Raw genomic sequence first — 22,726 nt, 5'->3', positions numbered from 1 at the left:
CTTAAACCGTGGCAAAATATTGCTCCACTTATCTATATAACGACACACAACAAACAAGTGATTGATTGGGATAACAGCGTGAAAATTTTAGTCGATGAGAATATGCCATATGCTCAAACTTTATTTAGTGAGCTTGGTGAAGTGAAAGCGGTACCGGGGCGTCCTATACCAGAACAAGAATTAATTGATGCAGATGCATTAATGGTACGTTCTATCACTAAGGTTAATGAATCACTGCTCGGTAATACACCGGTTAAATTTGTTGGAACTGCGACAGCCGGTTTTGACCACATTGATACCGAGTGGTTATCAACCGCAAATATTGGTTTTTCATCAGCACCGGGTTGTAATGCGATAGCGGTCGTTGAATATGTCTTTTCCTCACTATTACTGCTAGCGGAACGCGACAACTTTGATTTGCGTGATAAAACAGTAGGAATTATTGGTGTTGGTAATGTCGGAGGGCGTTTAGCGGCTAGGTTATCGGCTTGGGGAGTCAAAACATTACTCTGTGACCCACCGCGTGCAGCCAAAGGGGACGACGAGCTATTTGTTTCTTTTGAAGATGTGCTCAAGCAAGCTGACGTGATAACCTTCCATACTCCGCTGAATATGTCTGGGGAATATCAAACTTTCCATTTAATGGATGAAACGGGTTTAGCAAAATTACGAGATGGCACCATTTTAATTAACGCAAGTCGAGGTGAAGTAGTTGATAATAAAGCATTATTATCTTTACTTAATCGCGGAAAAAAACTGAGCGTTATCTTAGATGTGTGGGAGCCAGAACCAGATTTAGACACCGCACTTTTAGCATTAGTGGATATCGGTACTCCGCATATTGCGGGTTATACGCTAGAAGGTAAAGCACGAGGAACGACGCAAGTTTATGAAGCTTACTGCCAGTTTCTCGGCAAATCGTCACAAATTTCCCTTTCATCCTTACTGCCTAAGCCTGATATCAATCAATTGACTTTCAATGGTAAATTAACGCAAAACCAGCTCAAAAGGTTAGTGCATCTCGTGTATGATGTGCGCCGAGATGATGCAGCATTAAGAGCGGTTGCAGGGGTAACAGGCGAATTTGATAAACTGCGCAAAAATTATCAAGAACGTCGTGAATGGTCATCCCTTGAAGTGATTTGTGATGATGAACAAACGGCATCAAAACTCAATGCACTTGGTTTTAAGGCAAGTTTAGTTAGCACAAAATAAATGAGTTAAAATGATCACCTGTTAAATAGCGCCAATTGGGGCTATTTAATTTTTTATTTTTTAGAGGAATAGCCATGACTGAAGGTTGGAATATTGCAGTATTAGGCGCAACCGGTGCTGTAGGTGAAGCTATTATTTCACTGTTACAAGAAAGAGAATTCCCAGTCGGCGAACTGTATTTACTGGCCAGTGAGCGTAGTGCAGGGGAGAGCGTACGTTTTAATGGTAAAAGTATTCAAGTTGAAAATGTGACTGATTTTGATTGGTCACAGGCACAAATTGCCTTTTTTGCAGCTAATGAAGGTGTAAGCCTACAATACGCTGAATTAGCGGCGCAGGAAGGGTGTATTGTCATTGATACTAGCGGCGTATTTGCTCAAGAACCGGATGTGCCACTGATTGTCCCAAATGTGAATCCGCAAGTACTCGCTGATTATCGCAACCGTAATATTATTTCATTGGCAGACAGCTCAGTGAGCCAATTATTAACGGCAATCAAACCGCTGGTGGACGCGGCAGGGTTAGGGCGTATTACTTTAACCAATATGTTGTCGGTTTCCAGTTATGGTAAAGCCGCTGTCGATGAGCTAGCAGGGCAAAGCGCACGTTTATTAAATGGTATCCCTGCGGAAGAAGGCCGTTTTAGTAAGCAATTAGCCTTTAATATGTTGCCATTATTGGCTGACATGGAAGGCAGTGTCGTTCATGAACGTCGCTTGGTTGAGCAAGTGCGTAAGGTACTGCAAGATGATGGCTTACCAGTGGCCGTTAGCTTTATTCAATCCCCTGTTTTTTATGGGAATGCGCAAGTCGTTCATTTAGAAACGTTGCGCCCAATGAGCGCAGAAGAAGCTAACGAAGAACTTGAACGTTTTGAAGATATTCAGGTCTCAGAAGAGGGTGATTATCCTACCCAAGTGACTGAAGCGTCAGGTCATGACCAATTAAGCATTGGTTGTGTACGTAATGACTACGGTATACCCGAAATTTTACAATTTTGGTCAGTGGCTGATAACGTGCGTTTCGGTGGCGCATTGATGGCGGTAGAAACAGCAGAAAAACTGGCTCAGGAGCTGTTTTACTAATGTCTGAGTCTACACAGTTGTATCGAATCGCATTAGGTATTGAATACAACGGCAGTCGTTATTTCGGTTGGCAACGTCAGCAAGAAGTTAAAAGTGTTCAAGGCTGTTTAGAGGACGCTTTGTCAAAAATTGCCGCGGAGCCAATTAGCGTGTTTTGTGCAGGGCGTACTGATGCTGGTGTCCATGCTACGGGGCAAGTGGTGCATTTCGAAACCTCTGCCATTCGTAAAGAAGCGGCTTGGACCATGGGGGCGAATACCCATTTACCCGCGGATATCGCTGTTCGCTGGTGTAAACCGGTGGCTGAAGAGTTTCATGCACGTTTTAGTGCAACAGCGCGTCGATATCGTTACGTGATTTTTAATCATCGTTATCGGCCAGCGATTTTATCGAGTGGTGTAACGCACTTTCATTACCCACTCGATGAAAAAAGAATGCATGAAGCGGCACAGGCACTATTGGGTGAACGTGATTTTACCTCATTCAGAGCAGTCCAGTGTCAGTCGAAGTCGCCATGGCGTAATGTGATGCATGTGAATGTCAGCCGCCACGGTAATTATGTGGTGGTAGACATCAAAGCCAATGCATTTGTTCACCATATGGTGAGAAATATTGTCGGAAGTCTGTTGGAGATTGGTTGTGGCAACCAAAGCATTGATTGGATGGCACATCTTCTTGAATTAAAAGACCGTACAAAGGCAGCTGCAACTGCGAGAGCTGAAGGGTTGTATTTGGTGAGTGTCGATTACCCAGAGAAGTTTGAGCTACCTCAGAATGTGATGGGGCCGCTTTTTCTGGCAGATGAACTGATGTAAAGCGAATTTTTATTTATCTCATAATTGTTGCAAATAGCATGGATGCTATTATTGATGAGGATTATATGGAATTTATCACTTTTATTATCGACTTTATTTTACACATCGATGTGCACCTTGCTGAACTGGTCAGAGATTATGGTACGTGGGTCTATGGTATCCTGTTTCTGATCCTATTTTGTGAAACAGGGTTAGTGGTCACACCATTTTTACCGGGAGATTCGTTATTATTCGTTGCTGGCGCGATTTCGTCATTAGACAGCAATGACCTGAATGTTCATTTAATGGTCGCGTTGATGATTACGGCGGCGATTATTGGTGATGCGGTAAACTACACCATTGGGCGTATTTTTGGTGAAAAATTATTCAAAAATCCGGACTCGAAGATTTTTCGTCGCGTTTATTTAGATAAAACCCATGCTTTTTATGAAAAACATGGCGGTAAAGCGATTATACTGGCGCGCTTCGTGCCGATCGTCAGAACTTTTGCACCATTCGTTGCAGGAATGGGTAAAATGTCTTATCGTCACTTTGCTTTTTATAATGTGACGGGCGCGTTTATTTGGGTATTATTATTCACTTATGCGGGTTATTTCTTTGGTGAATTACCGTTCGTACAAAAGAATTTGAAATTACTGATAGTCGCGATTATCTTTGTTTCAATTTTGCCGGGCATTGTTGAAATTATTCGTCATCGCCGAATAGCTGCGAAAGAAAAGCGTGCGGCAGCGCAAAAAATCGATAACCACTAGATGGTTTAACAAGTTTTTATCCACAGTGAGATATCATTGTGGTTTAATGGCAAAAAATTACATACTGGTGATAACCAGAGTGAATCAGACAAAAAGGTCCATTAATGAGCTGGATTGAAAAAATTTTAAAGAAAGGTAACTTGACCCAATCACACAAAGCCAACATCCCAGAGGGAGTTTGGACTAAATGCGATAGCTGCGGGCAAGTATTATATGGTGCTGAATTAGAGCGTAATTTATCCGTGTGTCCAAAATGTGACCACCATATGCGAATTCACGCCCGTCAGCGCTTAGAAACCTTCCTTGATGAAAACTCAACAACAGAATTAGGCAGCGAACTTGAGCCTAAAGATATTCTGAAGTTCAAAGATTCAAAAAAATATAAAGATCGTATTGTTGCAGCACAAAAAGAAACGGGTGAAAAAGACGCGATCGTCGTGATGAAAGGCACGTTGAAAGGCATGCCAGTAGTGGCTGCAGCGTTTGAATTCGCCTTTATGGGCGGTTCAATGGCTTCAGTTGTCGGTGCACGTTTTGTCCGTGCTGTCGAACAAGCTTTGGAAGATAACTGCCCGTTGGTATGTTTCTCTTCAAGTGGCGGTGCGCGTATGCAAGAAGCACTGTTATCATTAATGCAGATGGCCAAAACCAGTGCCGCATTAGCAAAATTGCAAGAGCGTGGCTTACCTTACATTTCAGTATTAACTGACCCAACCATGGGTGGGGTGTCTGCAAGTTTAGCAATGTTAGGTGATATTAACGTGGCAGAGCCGAAAGCGTTAATTGGTTTCGCAGGGCCACGTGTTATCGAGCAAACTGTTCGCGAAAAATTACCGCAAGGCTTCCAACGCAGTGAATTCTTACTTGAGAAAGGCGCGATTGACATGATAGTTCGCCGCCCTGAGATGCGTGACCGTTTAGCTGAAATATTGGCGATGTTAACCAATAAACCAAGCTTTAATGAGACACCAATCATCGTAGCGGAAACGGTTGAAATCGACATCGATGCCGTTGATGAACTTGATGCCCAAGAGCCAAAAAAGGATTCTGAAAAGCATAAAAAAGATGATGAGTAATCTAATCATTCCTAATGCCAAGTCTCCATTGGAGGCTTGGCTTTCTTATCTCACCGACTTACATAGCCAAAATATTGATATGGGGTTGGAGCGAGTCGGTCAAGTTGCTAGGAAAATGAACCTAACACAGCCTGCTCCCAAAGTTATCACTGTGACGGGAACCAACGGGAAAGGGACAACTTGTCATACACTAGAGTCCATATTTATGGCGTCTGGGTTAAAAGTTGGGGTATACAGTTCACCGCATCTTATCCGTTATACCGAACGCGTTCGTATTCAAGGCCAAGAACTTCCCGAGTCTGATTTCTGCGAGGCATTTGCCATAATTGAAGCTCAGCGAGCAGATATTTCTCTCACCTATTTTGAATATGGCACTTTGGCGGCGTTACAGCTATTTAAACAAGCTAAACTCGATATTGTGATTTTAGAAGTCGGTTTAGGTGGGCGGTTAGACGCGACAAATGTCGTTGATGCAGATATAGCCGCAATCACCAGTATCGCACTTGATCACACTGATTGGCTTGGTTCAGACCGTGAACATATTGGTTATGAAAAAGCTGGTATCTTCCGTGCTGGCCATTATGGTGTGGTTGGTGAGCCGGATATGCCAGCTTCAATCAGTCAAGTGGCTGAGCATTTAGGTACGAAGCTATTTCGTCGTGGGGCGGATTGGCAATACAGTGAGCAAGCAAATAGTTGGTCATGGCAAAGTTCACAGCGTGAATGGCATAATTTACCGTTACCGAATGTGCCTTTAGCGAACGCAGCAACAGCGCTAGGTGTGGTGAGTTGCTTATTGGAAATTGATGCTGATTTTGCCCAAAAAGTGACTGAGTCCACTATTCATCAAGGTTTGAAATCAGCTCAATTACCGGGGCGCTTCCAAATTGTCGGTGAAAAACCGTTGATGATCTTGGATGTGGCGCATAACCCTCATGCAGCAGGGTACTTAGTTAGTAAATTGGCTGCCTTGCCTGAAACTAAAGGTCGTCATATTCGTGCGGTTGTCGGGATGCTAGGTGATAAAGACATCAAAGGTACGCTTGAGTGTTTATCACAACAAGTCACCAATTGGTACCTTGCGCCATTAACTGAGTTTAGGGGGGCTGATGTGGCTCAACTGAGTCAACATTTACCGACAGCTAACCAGTTTGACAGCGTAGAAAAAGCGTGGCAGCAAGCTTGCATCGATGCAAACGAGCAAGATGTGATTGTGGTGTGCGGGTCATTTCATACCGTTGCTCACGTCATGATGTTATTGGAAAATCAAGAAGGATAGTGCCGGTGGCTAGTAAATTTCAGAATCGACTTGCTGGCGCCATTGTGCTTGTTGCAGTGGGAGTTATTGTGCTTCCTGCTCTGCTTGATGGCGATAAGAAATACAATGAAAATGAATTTGCGGCCATTCCTATTATCCCTAAACCGGGTGATGAAGAAGATATTGAAGCAATAGCGCCTATTGTGAGTACGACTACCACCGCTTCTTCAGAAGGTGCTTCTGAAGCCATGTTGTCAGAAGCCATTACGCAGCAACAAAATGAGCAGGTTGAAACTCAGCCATCGACGACAACTCCTGCGCCGAGCGTAGTTGAACCCGTCAAGCCGGAGCCTAAGCCTGAACCTAAAGTTGAGCCGAAACCACAACCAAAACCCGAGCCTAAGCCAGAACCTAAGCCTCAACCACAGGGCAAAGCGTTTGTTGTGCAAGTGATTGCATTGAACAATGCAAGTAAAGTTGAAGAGATTGTCGCTAAACTAAGGTTGTCCGGTTACCAAGTTTATACGGTTCCTGCCAAACCAGTGAATAATAAACTTACACGGATCTACGTTGGGCCTGAGGCTTCAAGGCAGAGGCTAGAAGCAGCTTTACCAGAACTGAATAAGATTACGGGGACGAAAGGGATAATCCAAAGCTATAAACCTTAAAATAGAATTTAAATAATCCCTAAAAGGTAAGGGGATTTAGTAACTTACTGCGGCGATTATGATTTTTTATTTTCGCCGCTATTTTTTTAAATTTGATAGAAAAATGGTTACGCAAACGTTTTCGTTTTCTGTTAGAATGCACTTCGCTGATGTCGTGAGTGCGAATTTTGGAATGAAATATGGTCTGGATAGATTACACAATTATCGCCATTATTGGCTTCTCGGCACTAGTTAGCTTGATCCGTGGTTTTGTACGAGAGGCGCTCTCTCTGGTTACATGGGGCTGTGCTTTTTTTGTTGCGAGTACGTTTTATCCTTACTTAGCGGGCTACTTTACTCGTTTTGAGGATGTGCTGGTTAGAAATGGCATTGCTATCGCTGCATTGTTTATTGCCACATTAATTGTTGGCGCGGTGGTGAACTATGTGATTAGCTCGTTAGTACAAAAAACCGGGCTATCAGGTACAGATCGAGTTCTGGGGATCTGCTTCGGTGCGCTGCGTGGTGTGTTAATAGTTTCGGCATTACTGTTTTTTCTCGACACATTTACACCATTACCTCAAAGTGAGGATTGGCAGCGTTCGGAACTTATTCCGCAGTTCAGTCATATAATCAGGTGGTTTTTTGACTACCTGCAAAATGCGTCAAGTTTCCTACCGGAGAACATTTCTCCGTCTGGCTGATGAGGAAAGACTAAATGTGCGGTATTGTCGGTATCGCCGGTGTTACACCGGTAAACCAATCAATTTATGATGCTCTCACGGTGCTTCAGCATCGTGGGCAAGATGCAGCAGGTATTGCCACGATTGATGGCAAAAACAACATTCGTTTACGCAAAGCAAATGGTCTTGTTAAAGATGTGTTTGAAACACGTCATATGTTGAGATTACAAGGCTGCATGGGGTTAGGGCATGTCCGTTATCCAACAGCTGGTAGCTCGAGCGCTTCTGAGGCGCAGCCTTTCTACGTAAACTCACCTTTTGGTATTACACTTGCACATAATGGTAATCTGACAAACGCTCATGAGCTCACTCGGAGTTTATTTGAAACAGCGCGTCGCCATGTGAATACTACTTCTGATTCTGAGATATTACTGAACGTATTAGCGCATGAGCTTGATAGGTTTGATCATTTCCCTCTTGAGCCAGACAATGTTTTCAGTGCGGTGTCAGCCATGCACAAAAAACTACGTGGCGCATATGCTTGTGTGGCACTAATTATCGGTCATGGAATGTTAGCTTTCCGTGACCCTCATGGTATTCGCCCATTAGTACTAGGGCGCCGCATTACTGAAAGCGGTGAGCATGAATATATGGTCGCTTCAGAAAGTGTTGCGCTTGATACTTTAGGGTTCGAATTTTTACGCGATGTTGCTCCAGGTGAAGCGGTCTATGTGACAGAAAAAGGGCAATTATTTACACGCCAATGTTCTGATAACCCGCAATTGACCCCATGTATCTTTGAATATGTATATTTTGCTCGCCAAGACTCCTTTATTGATAAAGTGTCTGTGTATAACGCAAGATTACGCATGGGGCAAAAATTGGGCGCCAAAATTGCTCGAGAATGGGAAGATTTAAACATCGATGTGGTAATTCCTATTCCAGAAACATCGTGTGATATCGCACTAGAAATCGCACATATTCTGGATAAACCTTACCGCCAAGGTTTTGTGAAAAATCGTTATGTTGGTCGTACGTTTATCATGCCGGGTCAACAAGAGCGTCGCAAATCAGTCCGTCGTAAGCTCAATGCGAACCGTGCAGAGTTTCGTGATAAAAACGTTTTACTCATTGATGACTCCATTGTTCGCGGCACAACATCTGAGCAAATCGTTGAACTCGCGCGGGAAGCGGGAGCAAAAAATGTTTACTTTGCTTCAGCGGCACCGGAAGTGCGTTTTCCGAACGTATATGGCATTGATATGCCAAATGCAAATGAGTTAATAGCACACGGTCGCGAAGTGGATGAAATTCGCAAACTTATCGGTGCAGATGGGCTAATTTTCCAAGATTTAACCGATTTAGTCGCTGCCGTCCGTGAAGAAAACCCTGAAATCACCGAATTTGAGTGCTCCGTATTTGATGGCATATATGTGACCAAAGATATCGACCAAAGTTATTTAGATTATTTGGAAAACCTACGTAAGGACGATGAGTTAAAGTTGAAGGATCAGAGTGAGGTTGAAGACCTAGAGATTTATAACGAAGGCTAAATTTTCGTCAATTTTCGTCATGGTTTGGGCTACAGCGTTGTTGGCTTCACAAATTCGCCCTAGTCACGTAGTTTTCTGCGCTCCTAGGGTCTCTTTGCTAGCCGCCTAGCTGTAACCCTAACTATATAGAAAATCCACAGTGATTCTGATTTTTCCCATCTTTAATCTGTAGCCTAAAATATCAAGAAAACTATGACGTCAAATGAAGGCCTAAGTTACAGTTATATCTGATTTAAAATACGTAAAAATCGAGTAAGCTAGAGGGACATTAACTGCCTATTTGGAGCGATATATGGCTGATTTCAACTCCCTTCCTGATGTGATTAAACCTTTTGTAGATAAAATCAAATCCACTAAAAAATCCCTTGTTGAAATGACGTTAACCCCAGTTGAAGACTATATTTTATGGGATAGTCGTGTCGGGGGAATGCCGTATTTGCCAATAAATGAAAAGTATCCGACGAATAGCGCAGGAACGCCGCTCAAGTTACTTGCCCAAATTAACTTTGCACAAATGCCTAAATTAGAAAATTACCCTGAAAAGGGTATTTTACAGTTTTTTATTGGTGGTGATGACTTATATGGAGCTGACTTTGAACAAAGGCAAAAACAGGAAGATTTCCGCATTATTTATTGGGAAGATATTATTGAAGATGCCAGCCAATTAACTCAAGATTTTTCTGCCGTGATTGCGGCTCATTCCGATGATTACTATACCCCTATAGATCACCAATACAGTATTGAATATACGCCTGCGGAACAGTTCATCAGCATCGATGATTTCCAATTTGGTCAGAAAATATTAGGGGTTGATAACCTCTATGATTATGAGGACCAATTTGACGGTGAAGACTTTTACGACGAATGGGTTGAGCCTTACAGTGATACTTTTGAATCAGGGGCACATTGCATAGGCGGTTATCCGTTCTTCACTCAAACCGACCCAAGAGAATACGAAAAAGATATTCAACAATATGAATTACTTCTCCAAATAAATACCGATTATGAAATAGGGATTATGTGGGGAGATATGGGAGTGGGTAATTTCTTTATTCCCCCTGATGACCTGAAGAAAAGAGATTTTAGTCGAGTCGTGTATAATTGGGATTGTGGCTGATGGCTTAAATTTTCGTTATAGATAGGATTGCAGCATTGTTGGTATCTGCAATTTTAGTGAATATTGTATATAATGCGCTGAGTTATCGTGAATAGGGCAGCGAAATGAAAAAACTGATCATTGGGTTAACAGGGGCGAGTGGGGCTATTTATGGCGTCCGTTTGCTTGAAGTGTTGAAGCCTGTCAAAGAGGTAGAAACCCATTTGGTGATGAGTGCAGCTGCCCGCCAAACATTAGCATTAGAAACTGACTACAGTGTAAAAGAGGTTCAGCAGTTAGCTGACCATAACTATGATAGTCGCGATATCGCCGCTGCAATTTCTTCAGGTTCGTTTCGCACTGCTGGAATGGTGATCATGCCCTGCACCATGAAGACACTGTCTGGCATTGTTCATAGCTACACGGATACATTAGTCACAAGAGCTGCCGATGTGGTCCTCAAAGAAGGCAAAAAGCTAGTGCTGGGTGTGCGTGAAACGCCTTTGCATGTTGGCCATTTGCGTTTAATGGTACAAGCGGCAGAGATGGGAGCCGTGATCATGCCTCCGATGCCAGCGTTTTATCACCAACCTGAAACAATCCAAGATATTGTAGACCAAACGGTGAATCGCATCCTTGATCAGTTTGATATCGAACTGGAACAAGACCTATTTCACCGCTGGCAAGGGGTGAAATAACCCTTATTCATCTGTATGTGGAATAAGCAAGTCAGTAAGTGCTTCTTTTAATTCTATATGTTCAAACTGGAATCCTGCTTCTTCCAACCTTTTGGGAATTGCCTGTTGACCACCCAATACCAACGCTGCAGATTCCCCCATGATGGCCTTAATCACAAAAGCGGGTGTTCGCACAAATGAAGGGCGATTGAGAACATCACCTAACGTGGCAGAAAATAAGTCATTATGGACTGGATAAGGTGAGGTCATATTAAAGGGCCCAGAAAGAGTAGGGCTATCCAATAGAAAACAAATTGCCCGAACCATATCGTTGATATGTATCCATGGCATGTATTGTTTTCCGTCACCTATTGGACCTCCCGCTCCCATTTTGAAAATGGGGAGAATTTTAGCCAGTAAACCGCCATTCGCCGATAGCACTAGGCCAGTGCGTAGTAAACAAACGCGAGTTTTTTCCGATTGTGCATTAACGGCTAATGCTTCCCAATGCTGTGTGAGTTGGTGAGTAAATTCATCGTGGGGTTGTTCGTCTTCAGTTACGACTGACTGGCCTTGGTTACCATAATAACCAACAGCAGAACCTGATAAAAATACCTGTGGTGGCGTTTCACTGGCGAGGATTAATTCGCTTAGCTTTTGTGTCAATTTCCAACGACTATCACACAATAACTTTTTTTGTTCTTCGGTCCAGCGCTTATCAGCGATCGGTTCGCCAGCAAGATTAATAACAGCATCAAAGTCATTCAGGTGAGTTTGCTCATTAAGAGACGTCCAGCACTCAACAGCCTTACAAAAATGGCTATAAACTTTTTGCGGAGAACGGCTTAACACAGTAACCTGATGCCCAAGAGAAATCAGTTTTTGGATAAGTGGTGTTCCGATTAGCCCGGTGCCGCCTGTTATGAGTATTTTCATCGCCATCCCCGTCATATTTCAAACCGCAGCGTTGTTGCTTGCGTTCTATCACCTTAGTCACATACTTGTGTATGCTCCTAAAGATGCCATCTCTTAGCGCCTAGCTGCAATTTGAACTATTTAGGGGATATCCCTGAGATCAGTAACAAACTACAGCATTATGATTTAACTATAGCATTTGTGAATACAATTTGTATGATTTGCTTGGAGTATCATAAAGAAACCTGGCTTCATTATCATTGCAATAAAGAAGTGCTTTTTATGATGGCAACTAATTACAAATTCAGCTAGGATCATCTCCATAGGTGCGGATCAATGCGGATTGGTATTGTCTGGCATACAATAATAATCAGTCTAATGATATAAGCATTTTTAGCTTAAAAATAAAAGGTTTACAGGATGGAACAACCAACCGAAGTCGTTGAATGGGTCGATATTGTTGATGAAGACAATACGGTGATTGCTCAGGCAACACGTAGCCAAATGCGGGCAGAAAACCTACGCCACCGTGCAACTTACATTGTTGTTCATGATGGAATGGGCAAAATATTGGTTCAACGACGCACTGATATTAAAGATTTTCACCCTGGTTTCCTCGACGCAACAGCAGGTGGAGTCGTGACAAAAGGGGAAAACATCCTTGATTCTGCAAAGCGCGAAGCTGAAGAAGAGCTGGGTATTGCAGGCGTTCCTTTTGCGGAACATGGCCATTTTTATTTTGAAGATGCGCATTGTCGTGTATGGGGTGGGTTGTTTAGCTGTGTGAGTCATGGTCCATTTGCTTTACAAGAATCTGAAGTTGTTGAAGTCAGTTGGTTGACCCCTAAAGAGATCAGCGCGCGCTGTGATGAATTTACGCCAGATTCACTCAAAGCACTTTCCTTATGGTTAACTCGCAATAATGAGTTAGAAAAAACCATCACTTGTGCTGAAAATTCATAACCGATCAGATTTAAATTATTAAAGGGCTGTTTTATTTAGCCCTTTAATTTTTTTCTCCCAAAATCAAATCTCTAGCAAAGTTAATTTCTGGCTAATATATAACGATTAGTTATAACCAACTTGCATGCTAAACGATGTATTCATTTCCACACTAGATATAATGTGACAGAACTTAACATTTATCGTTTGCGATATGATGCACTGCTTGATGTATATATAACGCTTCGAGAGAATAAAAATGACAATTGATAAACAGAATACTTTTTTGAAACAACAACACCTTGAGAACGTAACCAATAAAGCTCGCGAGATTATGGAGCGTGAAGGAATTGAAGCATTAATCGCAACCGTGGGTGATAACTTCTATCACCTAACCGGTTTTGCGAGCTTCTTTATGTATACTTTCAGGCAAACAGGCTCTGCGATTGCGGTTATTTTTCGCGATCCTTCCATAGAATCATTGGTTATTATGAATGAATTTGAAGCAGTAAACTTGTCACTTCAAATGCCTAATGCAAAGATTAAAACATTTCCAATTTGGGTGGATGTAGACGACCCTTACAACCCGGAAAATGGCAAAGTGGTAAAACCAAGGCCAATTAATAGCCCAATAGAAACAATTTTCAATTTACTCAAAGAAGCGTTGTCTGAAGCGGGGGTTTATGGAAAACCGGTTGCGATTGAATTAAACCAAATTACACATACTGGTAAGGTATGGTTGGATAGGATTATTCCTGGTTTAAATTTGGTTGATTCTTCGCCGTTATTTAATGAATTACGCATGATTAAAAGTGAGTGGGAAATTGCTCATCTCAGAAAATCCGCACAAATTACAGAAGCCGGTATCGCTGCTGCGAGTAAATTAATCAGGGTTGGCTGTACTTCAGCGGAATTAACCGCTGCTTTTAAAGCTAAAGTGATGGAATTCCCTGAAACGAACTATAGTCGCTTCAATTTAATTTCAGTGGGCAGTAATTTTTCACCCAAAATGATCCCAGATGATCAACCAGCAAAAGAAGGTGACTTAATTAAATTTGATTGTGGTGTTGATGTGGCTGGTTACGGTGCAGATATTGCAAGGACATTTGTGGTTGGTCAACCGAATGAAAAAGTCGCTGATATTTATCAAACTATCTTAAAAGGTCATCAATATATGTTAAGCCGAGTTGCACCTGGCGTTGCATTAAGTGATGTTTTTAATGAAACAATGGCTCTCATTCGTTCTTCAGGTTTGCCTCATTATAATCGTGGGCACCTAGGCCATGGTGATGGGGTGTTCGTTGGGTTAGAAGAAGCCCCTTTTGTGAGCGCTGCGACGACAGAAATATTTAGAGCTGGGATGGTGATGAGTTTAGAAACGCCGTATTACGGGATTGGTGTTGGTGGCATTATGATTGAAGATATGCTGCTTATTACTGAAGACGGAGTAGAAATGTTAAGTCATTTGCCTCGTGAATTAATTTCTTTCGGGCCAGTGGAATAAGGGGTGGTATATGAAGTGGTATCATTATTTAGTTATTTTTCCAATCCTCGCATTAACCGTAGGTATCTATTATGCCAATCAAGTAGAGCCTTTTGTTATGGGCTTGCCATTTTTAATGTTCTGGATTGTCTCATGGGTGATTGTTACAGCCTTAGTTATGTTATTAATCAATGTATTAGATAATAAAAATACGAAGGAAACATCATGAGTTCCGCATTAATTATTATTACAATTTTTTTCCTATTTAGCATTTATCTTGCTATCCGTGCTAAAAAGGGCAAAACGATGGATCACGAAGGGTGGTCTGTCGGTGGGCGCAGCTATGGTGCATTGCTGGTTTTCCTTCTAAGTGCAGGGGAAATATATACCACGTTTACTTTTCTTGGTGGAAGCGGCTGGGCTTACGGTAAAGGACCTGCAATTTTATATACCTTAGCGGTCAATGCTTTTATGGGGATCTTTTTATACTGGGTACACCCAAGAGTATGGCGCTTTGCAAAAGATAATGATGTCAGAACGATTTCTGAGTTATTTACCAAGAAATACCAAAGCCCGGGGTTAGGGTTATTAATTAGCTTGATTTCTATTGCTGCGATGGTGCCTTTATTTGTTTTGCAGCTTAAAGGATTAGGCATTATTGTTTCACAAGCGTCTTATGGCGCAATTCCTGCAGATATTGCCATATGGATTGGAATTATTGCAGTGACGTTGTTTGTGATGATCTCCGGTATTCATGGGTCAGCTTGGACATCAGCACTGAAAGATTTAATGATTTTAATTGTGGTCGTATTTATTGGTATTTATATCCCACTTCATTATTACGGTAGCTTTGGGGAGATGTTTAAAGCGATAGATACGGCGATGCCAAGCTTTTTAACATTCTCCGAAACGGGTCTAAATATCCCTTGGTATATTTCCACAATATTCTTATCTGTGGTTGCCTATTTCTGTTGGCCACATTATATGGCTGCGGTATTTACGGCTAAAGATGAAAAATCCTTAAAACGCAATAGTATTTTAATTCCTGCCTATAGCTTAATTATGTTATTTGCATTTTTTGTGGGTTATGCGTCTATATTACAAATTCCGCATCTTGAAGGTTCAGCTGTGGATTTATCGTTGTTTGAGATATCTAAAAGCACCTTCTCACCTATTGTGGTCGGTTTTATTGGTGCTGCTGGAATGTTAACGGCACTCGTCCCTGGTTCAATGTTGCTACTAACCACCTCTAATATGTTAGCGGGAGTTGTACAAAAAGCGATGGGGGTGAGTGAAGAAAAACGCCAGTCTGGTGTTTATGCACGCTTTATGGTGCCTGTCGTTGCGTTAGTCAGCTTGTATTTTATTTTCCACAGTAACGATACCTTGGTGGCTATTATGTTACTCGGGGTCAATATTGTTGCGCAGTTTTTCCCAGCTTTGTTGATGAGTTTTAAACAGAAAAATCCAATGACCCCTGCGGGCGCTATTTGTGGGATTTCCGCGGGGGTTTTATTTCTCGCGGTAACCTATATCGAGAAAATTTCTTTAGCGCAATTGTTCCCTTGGTTAGGGGAAAGTTTAAGTTTCATGAATATCGGTATTGCTGCATTTATTCTGAATATTATTGTGGCGGTAATAATTTCATTATTTAGCAAAACAAAGTAACAAGTGATATTTTAATTTTTTATTAATATTGCACCTTGTGATTATATCGCAGGGTGTATTTTTTATTTGATTAGTTTGAATTTAAATTCATTTAATAATTAACAATCAATTGATGAATATTATTATCTTATTTATCTTGTCAGCAATAAATTTAACCTTATAGTAATTTAAGCTACTTATATGAATCTTCCTTTAGGCTAATTTCTTACTGTTTTAAAAGGTGGATTTCTTAAGTTTTTACACGCTTAAATATTATTTGATATGAAGGATTCTTATTATGAAAAAAAATGAGTCAGTTGAATTATTGAAAAATCAGAAAGGAAAAGATAAATGCCCACCTAATAAATTAGCACTCTATACAAATATTGATTATAACAATTCAGAAATTGGCGATATTCTTTTAATATCTCCAGATATTCAACTTGATCAGAAGGAACTTGAATCATATGGATTTGATGTGGGGCATCATGATGGCGTTTCCTGTGTTGTTAACAATATGTCTAAAGCAGCTACGCTTGTCGCAGGTCTTAATCTTGATGGTGAAATATTACGAGTCCCTGCATTGTCTTCAATCGCGTCACTGGTTGGTTTAGGTTGGAATGATCTAACACGTTCTGTTGTTGCTGCCCCCGTTGAGTTAGTTACTTTAGAAATATCTTCTGAAAGCCCTCTCCAAAGTACATTAGGTAAAGTTAATAATATTGAAATTGATATAGTTAATAAAGGCAATGTTGCTGTTTATGGTGTCACATTAGAGATAACCACAAAAAATAGTGATGTAGCCAATGTCATTTCATACCCTGAATTAATTGATCTTCACTCAAATATGATCACCACAATCCCTGTATCTCTTGAAGGGAAGAATACGGGTGAAACACTATTAAGTGTTCGGATCCACACTCCGATTGGTGTTATTAATCAGGGAAGTAATACTTATGATGTAAAAGTCGAGGTAAAAGCTAGGGTTGAATTAAATTTAACGATAGATACACAAGTTACGTTATTAACCGGAGAGTCAAAGTCAGTCCCACTTAAGATCACGAATAACAGTGATACATTGGTTCGTAGTGCGATTATAAATGCGAATTCAGGGAATAGCTCTCTTGTTATAGTGGGTGAATTTGGCTCAACGGTTGATATAGACCGAAATAGTTCAAAGGTTGTTAATATTCCATTAAATGCAAGCTTAACGACAGTAGGTGATACGCAATTAGCCTGTAGCCTGACACTACCGAAAGGCTATGAAAATGAAGGTAATAATAATGCAATTTCTGCGATTACGGTGACAGCAGAAAGAGAATTAGAAGTTTTACAACAGTATCAAGCTAGTTGGGCTGGGGAAGGTGGTTATCTTTACAGCTACATGTTGACATTAAAATCACAAAATACACGCGTTAATAAATGGCAACTCACATTCCAATTACCAGCTGGTGCTAAAGTTTCTGAAAACTGGTATGAAAGTCAAAAAAACTGGTTGACGAAGGAAGAAGTGGGTGGAAATGTTATTTTAGGTAATACGAGTGGACATACTATCGACCCGGGTATTGAACTTCCATTGCAAATACAGGTGGTTTATCTTGAGCAGGCAAAGGTGAATGAGTACATCTATGACTTGCACCTTCGACAAATAGGATAATATTTTTAAGTGATAATTCAGTCTTTATCATCATAAAAAAAATGCCAATCAGTTTGAACTGGTTGGCATTTTTTACTTATAAAAGATAAATGAAATTTTAGTTAAGCGTTTTCGTTTTGTACTGCTTGGATAGCGGTTAACGCAACGGTATAAACGATGTCATCAACTAACGCACCACGAGACAAGTCATTGACTGGTTTACGCATACCTTGCAACATTGGACCGATGGAGACAAGGTCAGCAGAACGTTGTACGGCTTTATACGTGGTGTTACCAGTATTTAAGTCTGGGAAGATAAATACGGTCGCTTTACCTGCAACTGGCGAATTAGGCGCTTTGGATTTAGCCACATCAGCCATTACCGCGGCATCGTACTGTAATGGGCCATCAATCATCAGATCTGGGCGTTTTTCTTGCGCTAAACGGGTTGCTTCACGCACTTTCTCAACATCACTACCAGCACCTGAATCACCTGTAGAGTAAGAAATCATCGCAACGCGTGGGTCAATACCGAATGCTTTTGCAGAATCAGCAGATTGGATAGCGATTTCTGATAATTGCTCTGCAGTTGGGTCTGGATTGATAGCACAGTCACCATAAACAAATACTTGTTCAGGTAATAGCATAAAGAAGACGGAAGAAACTAATGAGCTGCCCGGCGCTGTTTTAATTAATTGCAGCGGTGGACGGATGGTATTTGCTGTCGTATGAACAGCACCAGAAACTAGGCCATCAACTTCGCCTTTTTCCAGCATTAATGTCCCTAATACGACGTTATCTTCTAACTGCTCACGAGCAACAACCTCTGTCATTCCTTTGCTCTTACGTAATTCAACAAGACGAGCAACGTATTCTTCGCGTACTTTAACTGGGTCAACAATTTCAATGCCGGTACCGAGTTCAATACCTTGTGCGGAAGCAACACGACGAATATCTTCTGGGTTACCTAACAGTACGCAAGTTGCAATGCCGCGCTCTGCACAGATAGATGCAGCTTTAACTGTGCGTGGTTCATCGCCTTCAGGAAGAACAATACGCTTGCCCGCTTTACGAGCTAACTCTGTTAACTGATAACGGAATGCAGGAGGTGATAAGCGGTTAGGGCGCTCAGAGTCTGCAACCAATGATTCAATCCAGTCGCTACTAATATGACGAGCGACATAGTTTTGAATTTTTTCAATACGCTCATGGTCATCCGCTGGAACTTCTAAGCTAAAGCTTTGTAAATTCAGCGATGTTTGCCATGTATTGCTTTTCACCATGAAAACAGGCAAGCCAGTTTCGAAGGCTTGTTCACAAAGTTGGCGAATAGGCGCATCGATGTTATAGCCACCAGTTAGTAGAACTGCACCGATTTCAACTCCGTTCATTGCCGCCAGTGATGCAGAAACTAATACATCAGGACGATCCGCTGAGGTCACTAATAATGAGCCTGGACGGAAGTGTTCAAGCATGTGCGGGATGCTACGTGCGCAGAAAGTCACAGATTTAACGCGACGAGTTTTGATTTCGCCTTCATTAACAATCTCTGCACCTAAGTGTTTTGCCATGTCAATTGCACGGGTGGCAATTAAATCGAAGTTCCATGGAATAGATGCCAGAACCGGCAGATTCAGCGCAGAAAGTTGCTTAGTATCGAGGTTAGCCACAGTCGCTTTAGTTGAATCGTCAAAAATTTCAGATAGGTCAGGGCGAGTACGACCTTGTTCATCAACAGGGGCATTCACCTTGTTGATGATCACACCAATAATATTTTTATTACGTTGGCCACCAAATTCGTTACGTACTAACTCTAAACGCTCTTGCATTTGTGGGATAGAGCTGTTGCCTGGTGCAGTGACGAAAACAATTTCTGCACCTAATGTTTTGGCAATTTCATAGTTTAATGATTGAGCAAATGAGTGTTTACGCGTTGGCACTAAACCTTCAATTAAAATTACTTCCGCATTTTTTGTGTGGTCATGATAGCGAGCTACGATTTCTTCCATTAACACATCTTTTTTAGAAGAGGTCAGTAGCGATTCAACGTATTCCATTGTCAGTGGTTCAACAATGGTGGTAATACTTGAATGAGAACGCAGGACTTCAGTGGTTTGGTCTTTATTGCCAGAGACGCGTGGCTGTGCGATAGGTTTGAAAACGCTTAATTGAACACCTTTTTGTTCCATTGAGCGAACGACACCTAGGCTAACGCTAGTTAAGCCAACGCTGGTGCCAGTAGGTATTAACATAATTGTACGGGACACGGGAACCTCTTTCTTTCGGTTACTCTAATGACAAAACGATACCGCCAGCAAGTTGCTGGCGGTAGAAGTTACTTATGCGGTTAAGCGCGCAGTATCTTGGGCGATAACCAACTCTTCATTGGTTGCGATAACCAGCGCTGGACGGCTATTATCGGTAGTGATTAAACCTTCTTTACCGAAGCGTGCCGCTAAGTTACGTTCGTGGTCATATTCGAAACCAAGGATAGCCAGTTTCTTCAAGGTGATTTCACGAACTTGTGCTGAGTTTTCACCAATACCACCGGTGAAGATGATAGCATCAAGACGGCCTTCCATCAGTGCACTATATGCACCAACGTATTTCGCTAAACGATGGCAGAAAACATCCATTGCGCGAGTTGCGTCTTCTTTAGCGCCGTAGTTATCTTCAACATAACGGCAGTCGCTTGTTACACCAGTTAAGCCTAATAACCCAGATTCTTTGGTTAGCATTTTGTTGATTTGATCAACGCTCATACCTAAAGAATCATGTAAATGGAAAATAATTGCAGGGTCGATATCACCGCTACGTGTTCCCATTACCAGGCCTTCTAATGGCGTTAAGCCCATTGAAGTATCAACACATTTACCGTTAACAATGGCAGTAACAGAACCACCGTTGCCTAAGTGGCAAGTGATAACATTGAGCTCATCAACAGGTTTGTTAAGCTTTTTCGCAGCTTCACGGGAAACATAGTAATGGCTTGTACCATGCGCACCATAGCGACGGATACTATGCTCTGAATATAATTCGTATGGCAGTGCATACAGATAAGCTTCCTGAGGCATGGTCTGATGGAATGCGGTATCAAAGACAGCGACATTTTTGTTGACCAGATGCGGGAAGGATTTTCTTGCTTCTTCAATACCGATGAGATGAGCAGGGTTATGCAATGGCGCGAATGGAATAGCCGCTTCAATGCCTTCGATCACTTCGTCTGTAATTAATACAGAGGAGGTAAACTTCTCACCACCATGAACAATACGGTGACCAATGGAGGTGATTTGCTCTGATAGCTCAGGTTTTTCAGCAAGAATAGTGTTAACAATGAAATCCAATGCTTCGCTATGCGCTGCACCAGCACCTAAAGGCGCTTCTTTCTTAGCACCATCCATTTTCCACTTAATACGGGCTTCCGGGAGGTTAAAGCACTCAGCTAATCCAGATAAAAATTCATCGCCATTAGTTGGGTCGATGATGGCGAATTTCAGTGAGGAGCTACCGCAGTTAAGAACCAGTACCAGCTTACTTGACATGGAAATACCTATCGTTAATTGTTGTTGTGAAGCCTTTTAAACAACATGAAAAGACTCAGATTAAAAATATACTGCTAGAGCCTAGCGTATTTATGACCTGAAACATCATGATTGATATCATGTTAAAGGCGAAAAAGTTAAAGATCGTGAGACCTCTAGGGGTTTGATAAAACAGGCGCTATCTTTTTTGCCAAGGTATATAAAAGTAAACCTTCGCACCTAGTGTTGAAATAACGACCAAAAACCCCAATATATATAACTGTTGTCTATCTTCAGTTTCGAAAATGGATAAAGCTACAAAGTAACAAATGCAACAGCAATTCTAAATGTGGCAGATTCTACTAAAAATATTTTATATTTTATACGTTTTTTTTAAAAATAGGGACTTTGATTGATTAAAATCATAAGTGACGTATAAAGTGGTGTTATAGCACAGGGTTACATTGCTATTAGAATAGCTGATATTTAGTAAAGTGACTTAACTTAAGGTAAATGTAATGAAATAATTTCGTTATCTTAAATGTGCTATCATTTTACTATGGCGCAATCTATAAATTATTGCCTCAGTTTTTAAGAAGTCGATAGGAAACGTTTCATGAGTACATTACAAAGTACACCGCCCGGTTTTTTTAAACGCTTTAGATTAGGTAACCGCTATCTGAAGACCTTTCCTATGGAAAAAAAACTGTCGCCAATCTTCCCCGAAATTCGCATCAACAAAGCTGTCCGCTTTGGTATTCGTTTTATGCCACCGATTGCAATTTTCACATTAGCATGGCAAATCGCGTTAGGTGGGCAATTGGGACCCGCCATTGCTACGGCACTTTTTGCCTGTAGTTTGCCAATGCAAGGTCTATGGTGGTTAGGAAAGCGTGCTTCGACGCCTCTGCCATCTAGCTTATTGAGCTGGTTTTATGAGATCCGTGATAAGTTTACAGAGGCGGGGATCGCTATGGCGCCGGTTGAGCACCAACCCGATTATATGGCGTTAGCTGACTTGCTAAAACGTGCATTTAACCAGTTAGACCGCTCTTTTATGGAAGATATCTAAGGGATGATTTCCACTAAAAGGTAGATTTAACAATAAGTAATGCAAAAAGCATGTTTAGATCAATAAAAGCGATGTTTTCACTGTCTATGATTGGTGTTGAATGCGAAGATAAGCCATACTTTTTAGTGGGAGAACCATGATGGAAATGACTAACGCACAACGCTTGATCTTATCTAATCAATATAAAATGATGACCATGCTTGACCCCGATAATGCAGAACGTTATCGCCGCCTACAAACCATTATTGAACGTGGCTTTGGTTTACAAATGCGTGAGTTAGACAGAGACTTCGGTCATTTAAGTGAAGACACCTGCCGTACTGTTATTGATATCATGGAAATGTACCATGCACTGCAAGTCTCCTACAGTAACATGGCTAACAAGGAAGACATTGATGGCCGACGCGTGCAATTTTTAGGTTTTGATGCTGCAACAGAAGCACGTTATTTGAGCTACGTTCGCTTTATGGTTAACACAGAAGGGCGTTATACCCACTTCGACAGTGGAACGCATGGCTTTAATTCGCAAACACCGATGTGGGAAAAATACAATCGTATGTTAGCGATTTGGCATGCGTGCCCGCGTCAGTATCATTTATCAGCGGTGGAGATTTCCCAGATCTTAAACGCCTAATGCTCGTCATTCTTCGCGC

The 22,726-nt window shown here is 41.6% G+C and carries 21 protein-coding genes; 18 read left to right on the top strand and 3 right to left on the bottom strand.

Annotated elements, in window-relative coordinates; translation table 11 throughout:
- The first annotated feature begins 78 nt into the window (after positions 1 to 78).
- The 11 genes from pdxB to PR683_RS06545 all read left to right on the top strand — a co-directional run bounded on the left by pdxB (position 79) and on the right by PR683_RS06545 (position 10,878).
- Positions 79 to 1,215, top strand: a complete 1,137-nt coding sequence (gene pdxB, locus PR683_RS06595; RefSeq protein ID WP_272581721.1) for a 4-phosphoerythronate dehydrogenase PdxB — start codon at positions 79 to 81, stop codon at positions 1,213 to 1,215.
- A gap of 74 nt (positions 1,216 to 1,289) precedes the next feature.
- On the top strand, positions 1,290 to 2,300 hold the full coding sequence (locus PR683_RS06590; RefSeq protein WP_004912316.1) for an aspartate-semialdehyde dehydrogenase: 1,011 nt from the start codon (positions 1,290 to 1,292) through the stop codon (positions 2,298 to 2,300).
- Entirely contained in the window at positions 2,300 to 3,115 is an 816-nt protein-coding gene (truA, locus tag PR683_RS06585) for a tRNA pseudouridine(38-40) synthase TruA (protein ID WP_109911543.1), read from the top strand. The genes PR683_RS06590 and truA overlap by 1 nt, the downstream gene beginning before the upstream one ends.
- A 65-nt stretch (positions 3,116 to 3,180) precedes the next feature.
- The gene (locus PR683_RS06580) at positions 3,181 to 3,867 is read left to right on the top strand and encodes a DedA family protein (protein WP_272581720.1); all 687 of its coding nucleotides are present in this window, start codon (positions 3,181 to 3,183) and stop codon (positions 3,865 to 3,867) included.
- A 104-nt stretch (positions 3,868 to 3,971) separates the two neighbouring features.
- Positions 3,972 to 4,943, top strand: a complete 972-nt coding sequence (accD, locus tag PR683_RS06575) for an acetyl-CoA carboxylase, carboxyltransferase subunit beta (RefSeq protein ID WP_004912308.1) — start codon at positions 3,972 to 3,974, stop codon at positions 4,941 to 4,943.
- Positions 4,933 to 6,222, top strand: a complete 1,290-nt coding sequence (gene folC, locus PR683_RS06570; RefSeq protein WP_272581719.1) for a bifunctional tetrahydrofolate synthase/dihydrofolate synthase — start codon at positions 4,933 to 4,935, stop codon at positions 6,220 to 6,222. The genes accD and folC overlap by 11 nt, the downstream gene beginning before the upstream one ends.
- 5 nt (positions 6,223 to 6,227) lie before the next feature.
- Entirely contained in the window at positions 6,228 to 6,869 is a 642-nt protein-coding gene (gene dedD / locus PR683_RS06565; RefSeq protein ID WP_117162391.1) for a cell division protein DedD, read from the top strand.
- A gap of 179 nt (positions 6,870 to 7,048) precedes the next feature.
- The gene (gene cvpA / locus PR683_RS06560; RefSeq protein WP_004912301.1) at positions 7,049 to 7,552 is read left to right on the top strand and encodes a colicin V production protein; all 504 of its coding nucleotides are present in this window, start codon (positions 7,049 to 7,051) and stop codon (positions 7,550 to 7,552) included.
- A 14-nt stretch (positions 7,553 to 7,566) separates the two neighbouring features.
- The gene (gene purF / locus PR683_RS06555; RefSeq protein WP_004912298.1) at positions 7,567 to 9,084 is read left to right on the top strand and encodes an amidophosphoribosyltransferase; all 1,518 of its coding nucleotides are present in this window, start codon (positions 7,567 to 7,569) and stop codon (positions 9,082 to 9,084) included.
- A 292-nt stretch (positions 9,085 to 9,376) separates the two neighbouring features.
- Positions 9,377 to 10,201 (top strand): YwqG family protein, encoded by an 825-nt coding sequence (locus PR683_RS06550; protein ID WP_272581718.1) that lies wholly within the window; start codon positions 9,377 to 9,379, stop codon positions 10,199 to 10,201.
- 104 nt (positions 10,202 to 10,305) lie between these two features.
- A complete protein-coding gene (locus tag PR683_RS06545) occupies positions 10,306 to 10,878 on the top strand; it encodes a UbiX family flavin prenyltransferase (protein WP_004912293.1) in 573 nt (190 codons plus the stop codon).
- A gap of 3 nt (positions 10,879 to 10,881) precedes the next feature.
- On the opposite strand, the gene PR683_RS06540 is transcribed toward PR683_RS06545, so the two are convergent.
- Positions 10,882 to 11,793 carry a TIGR01777 family oxidoreductase gene (locus tag PR683_RS06540; RefSeq protein ID WP_109911545.1) on the bottom strand — a complete coding sequence of 304 codons (912 nt, stop codon included), beginning with the start codon at positions 11,791 to 11,793 and terminating at the stop codon, positions 10,882 to 10,884.
- A 399-nt stretch (positions 11,794 to 12,192) separates the two neighbouring features.
- On the opposite strand from PR683_RS06540, the gene yfcD reads away from it, so the two are divergent.
- The 5 genes from yfcD to PR683_RS06515 all read left to right on the top strand — a co-directional run bounded on the left by yfcD (position 12,193) and on the right by PR683_RS06515 (position 17,501).
- Entirely contained in the window at positions 12,193 to 12,735 is a 543-nt protein-coding gene (gene yfcD, locus PR683_RS06535) for an NUDIX hydrolase YfcD (protein ID WP_004912292.1), read from the top strand.
- Between the two features lie 238 nt (positions 12,736 to 12,973).
- Positions 12,974 to 14,218, top strand: coding sequence for a M24 family metallopeptidase (locus tag PR683_RS06530; RefSeq protein ID WP_272581717.1), 1,245 nt, complete (start codon positions 12,974 to 12,976; stop codon positions 14,216 to 14,218).
- 10 nt (positions 14,219 to 14,228) lie between these two features.
- Positions 14,229 to 14,426 (top strand): DUF3311 domain-containing protein, encoded by a 198-nt coding sequence (locus tag PR683_RS06525; protein WP_004912288.1) that lies wholly within the window; start codon positions 14,229 to 14,231, stop codon positions 14,424 to 14,426.
- Entirely contained in the window at positions 14,423 to 15,865 is a 1,443-nt protein-coding gene (locus PR683_RS06520) for a sodium:solute symporter family protein (RefSeq protein WP_109911547.1), read from the top strand. The genes PR683_RS06525 and PR683_RS06520 overlap by 4 nt, the downstream gene beginning before the upstream one ends.
- A gap of 277 nt (positions 15,866 to 16,142) precedes the next feature.
- Positions 16,143 to 17,501: a hypothetical protein gene (locus PR683_RS06515; protein WP_109911548.1), complete on the top strand. Its 1,359-nt coding sequence runs from the start codon at positions 16,143 to 16,145 to the stop codon at positions 17,499 to 17,501.
- Positions 17,502 to 17,602: 101 nt separating this feature from the next.
- On the opposite strand, the gene pta is transcribed toward PR683_RS06515, so the two are convergent.
- A complete protein-coding gene (pta, locus tag PR683_RS06510) occupies positions 17,603 to 19,732 on the bottom strand; it encodes a phosphate acetyltransferase (RefSeq protein WP_181937056.1) in 2,130 nt (709 codons plus the stop codon).
- A gap of 87 nt (positions 19,733 to 19,819) precedes the next feature.
- Positions 19,820 to 21,022 (bottom strand): acetate kinase, encoded by a 1,203-nt coding sequence (gene ackA, locus PR683_RS06505; RefSeq protein WP_004912276.1) that lies wholly within the window; start codon positions 21,020 to 21,022, stop codon positions 19,820 to 19,822.
- A 595-nt stretch (positions 21,023 to 21,617) separates the two neighbouring features.
- On the opposite strand from ackA, the gene yfbV reads away from it, so the two are divergent.
- Together yfbV and PR683_RS06495 are read left to right on the top strand one after the other, a co-directional pair.
- Complete coding sequence (gene yfbV, locus PR683_RS06500) at positions 21,618 to 22,073, top strand: terminus macrodomain insulation protein YfbV (RefSeq protein WP_004912272.1); 456 nt, start codon at positions 21,618 to 21,620, stop codon at positions 22,071 to 22,073.
- A 139-nt stretch (positions 22,074 to 22,212) separates the two neighbouring features.
- Complete coding sequence (locus tag PR683_RS06495; protein ID WP_004912269.1) at positions 22,213 to 22,707, top strand: YfbU family protein; 495 nt, start codon at positions 22,213 to 22,215, stop codon at positions 22,705 to 22,707.
- The last annotated feature ends 19 nt before the right edge of the window (positions 22,708 to 22,726 follow it).

Source organism: Providencia sp. PROV269 (assembly GCF_028477785.1).
GTDB classification, from domain to species: Bacteria; Pseudomonadota; Gammaproteobacteria; order Enterobacterales; family Enterobacteriaceae; genus Providencia; species Providencia rettgeri.
This window is presented reverse-complemented; position numbering and strand designations above follow the sequence as displayed.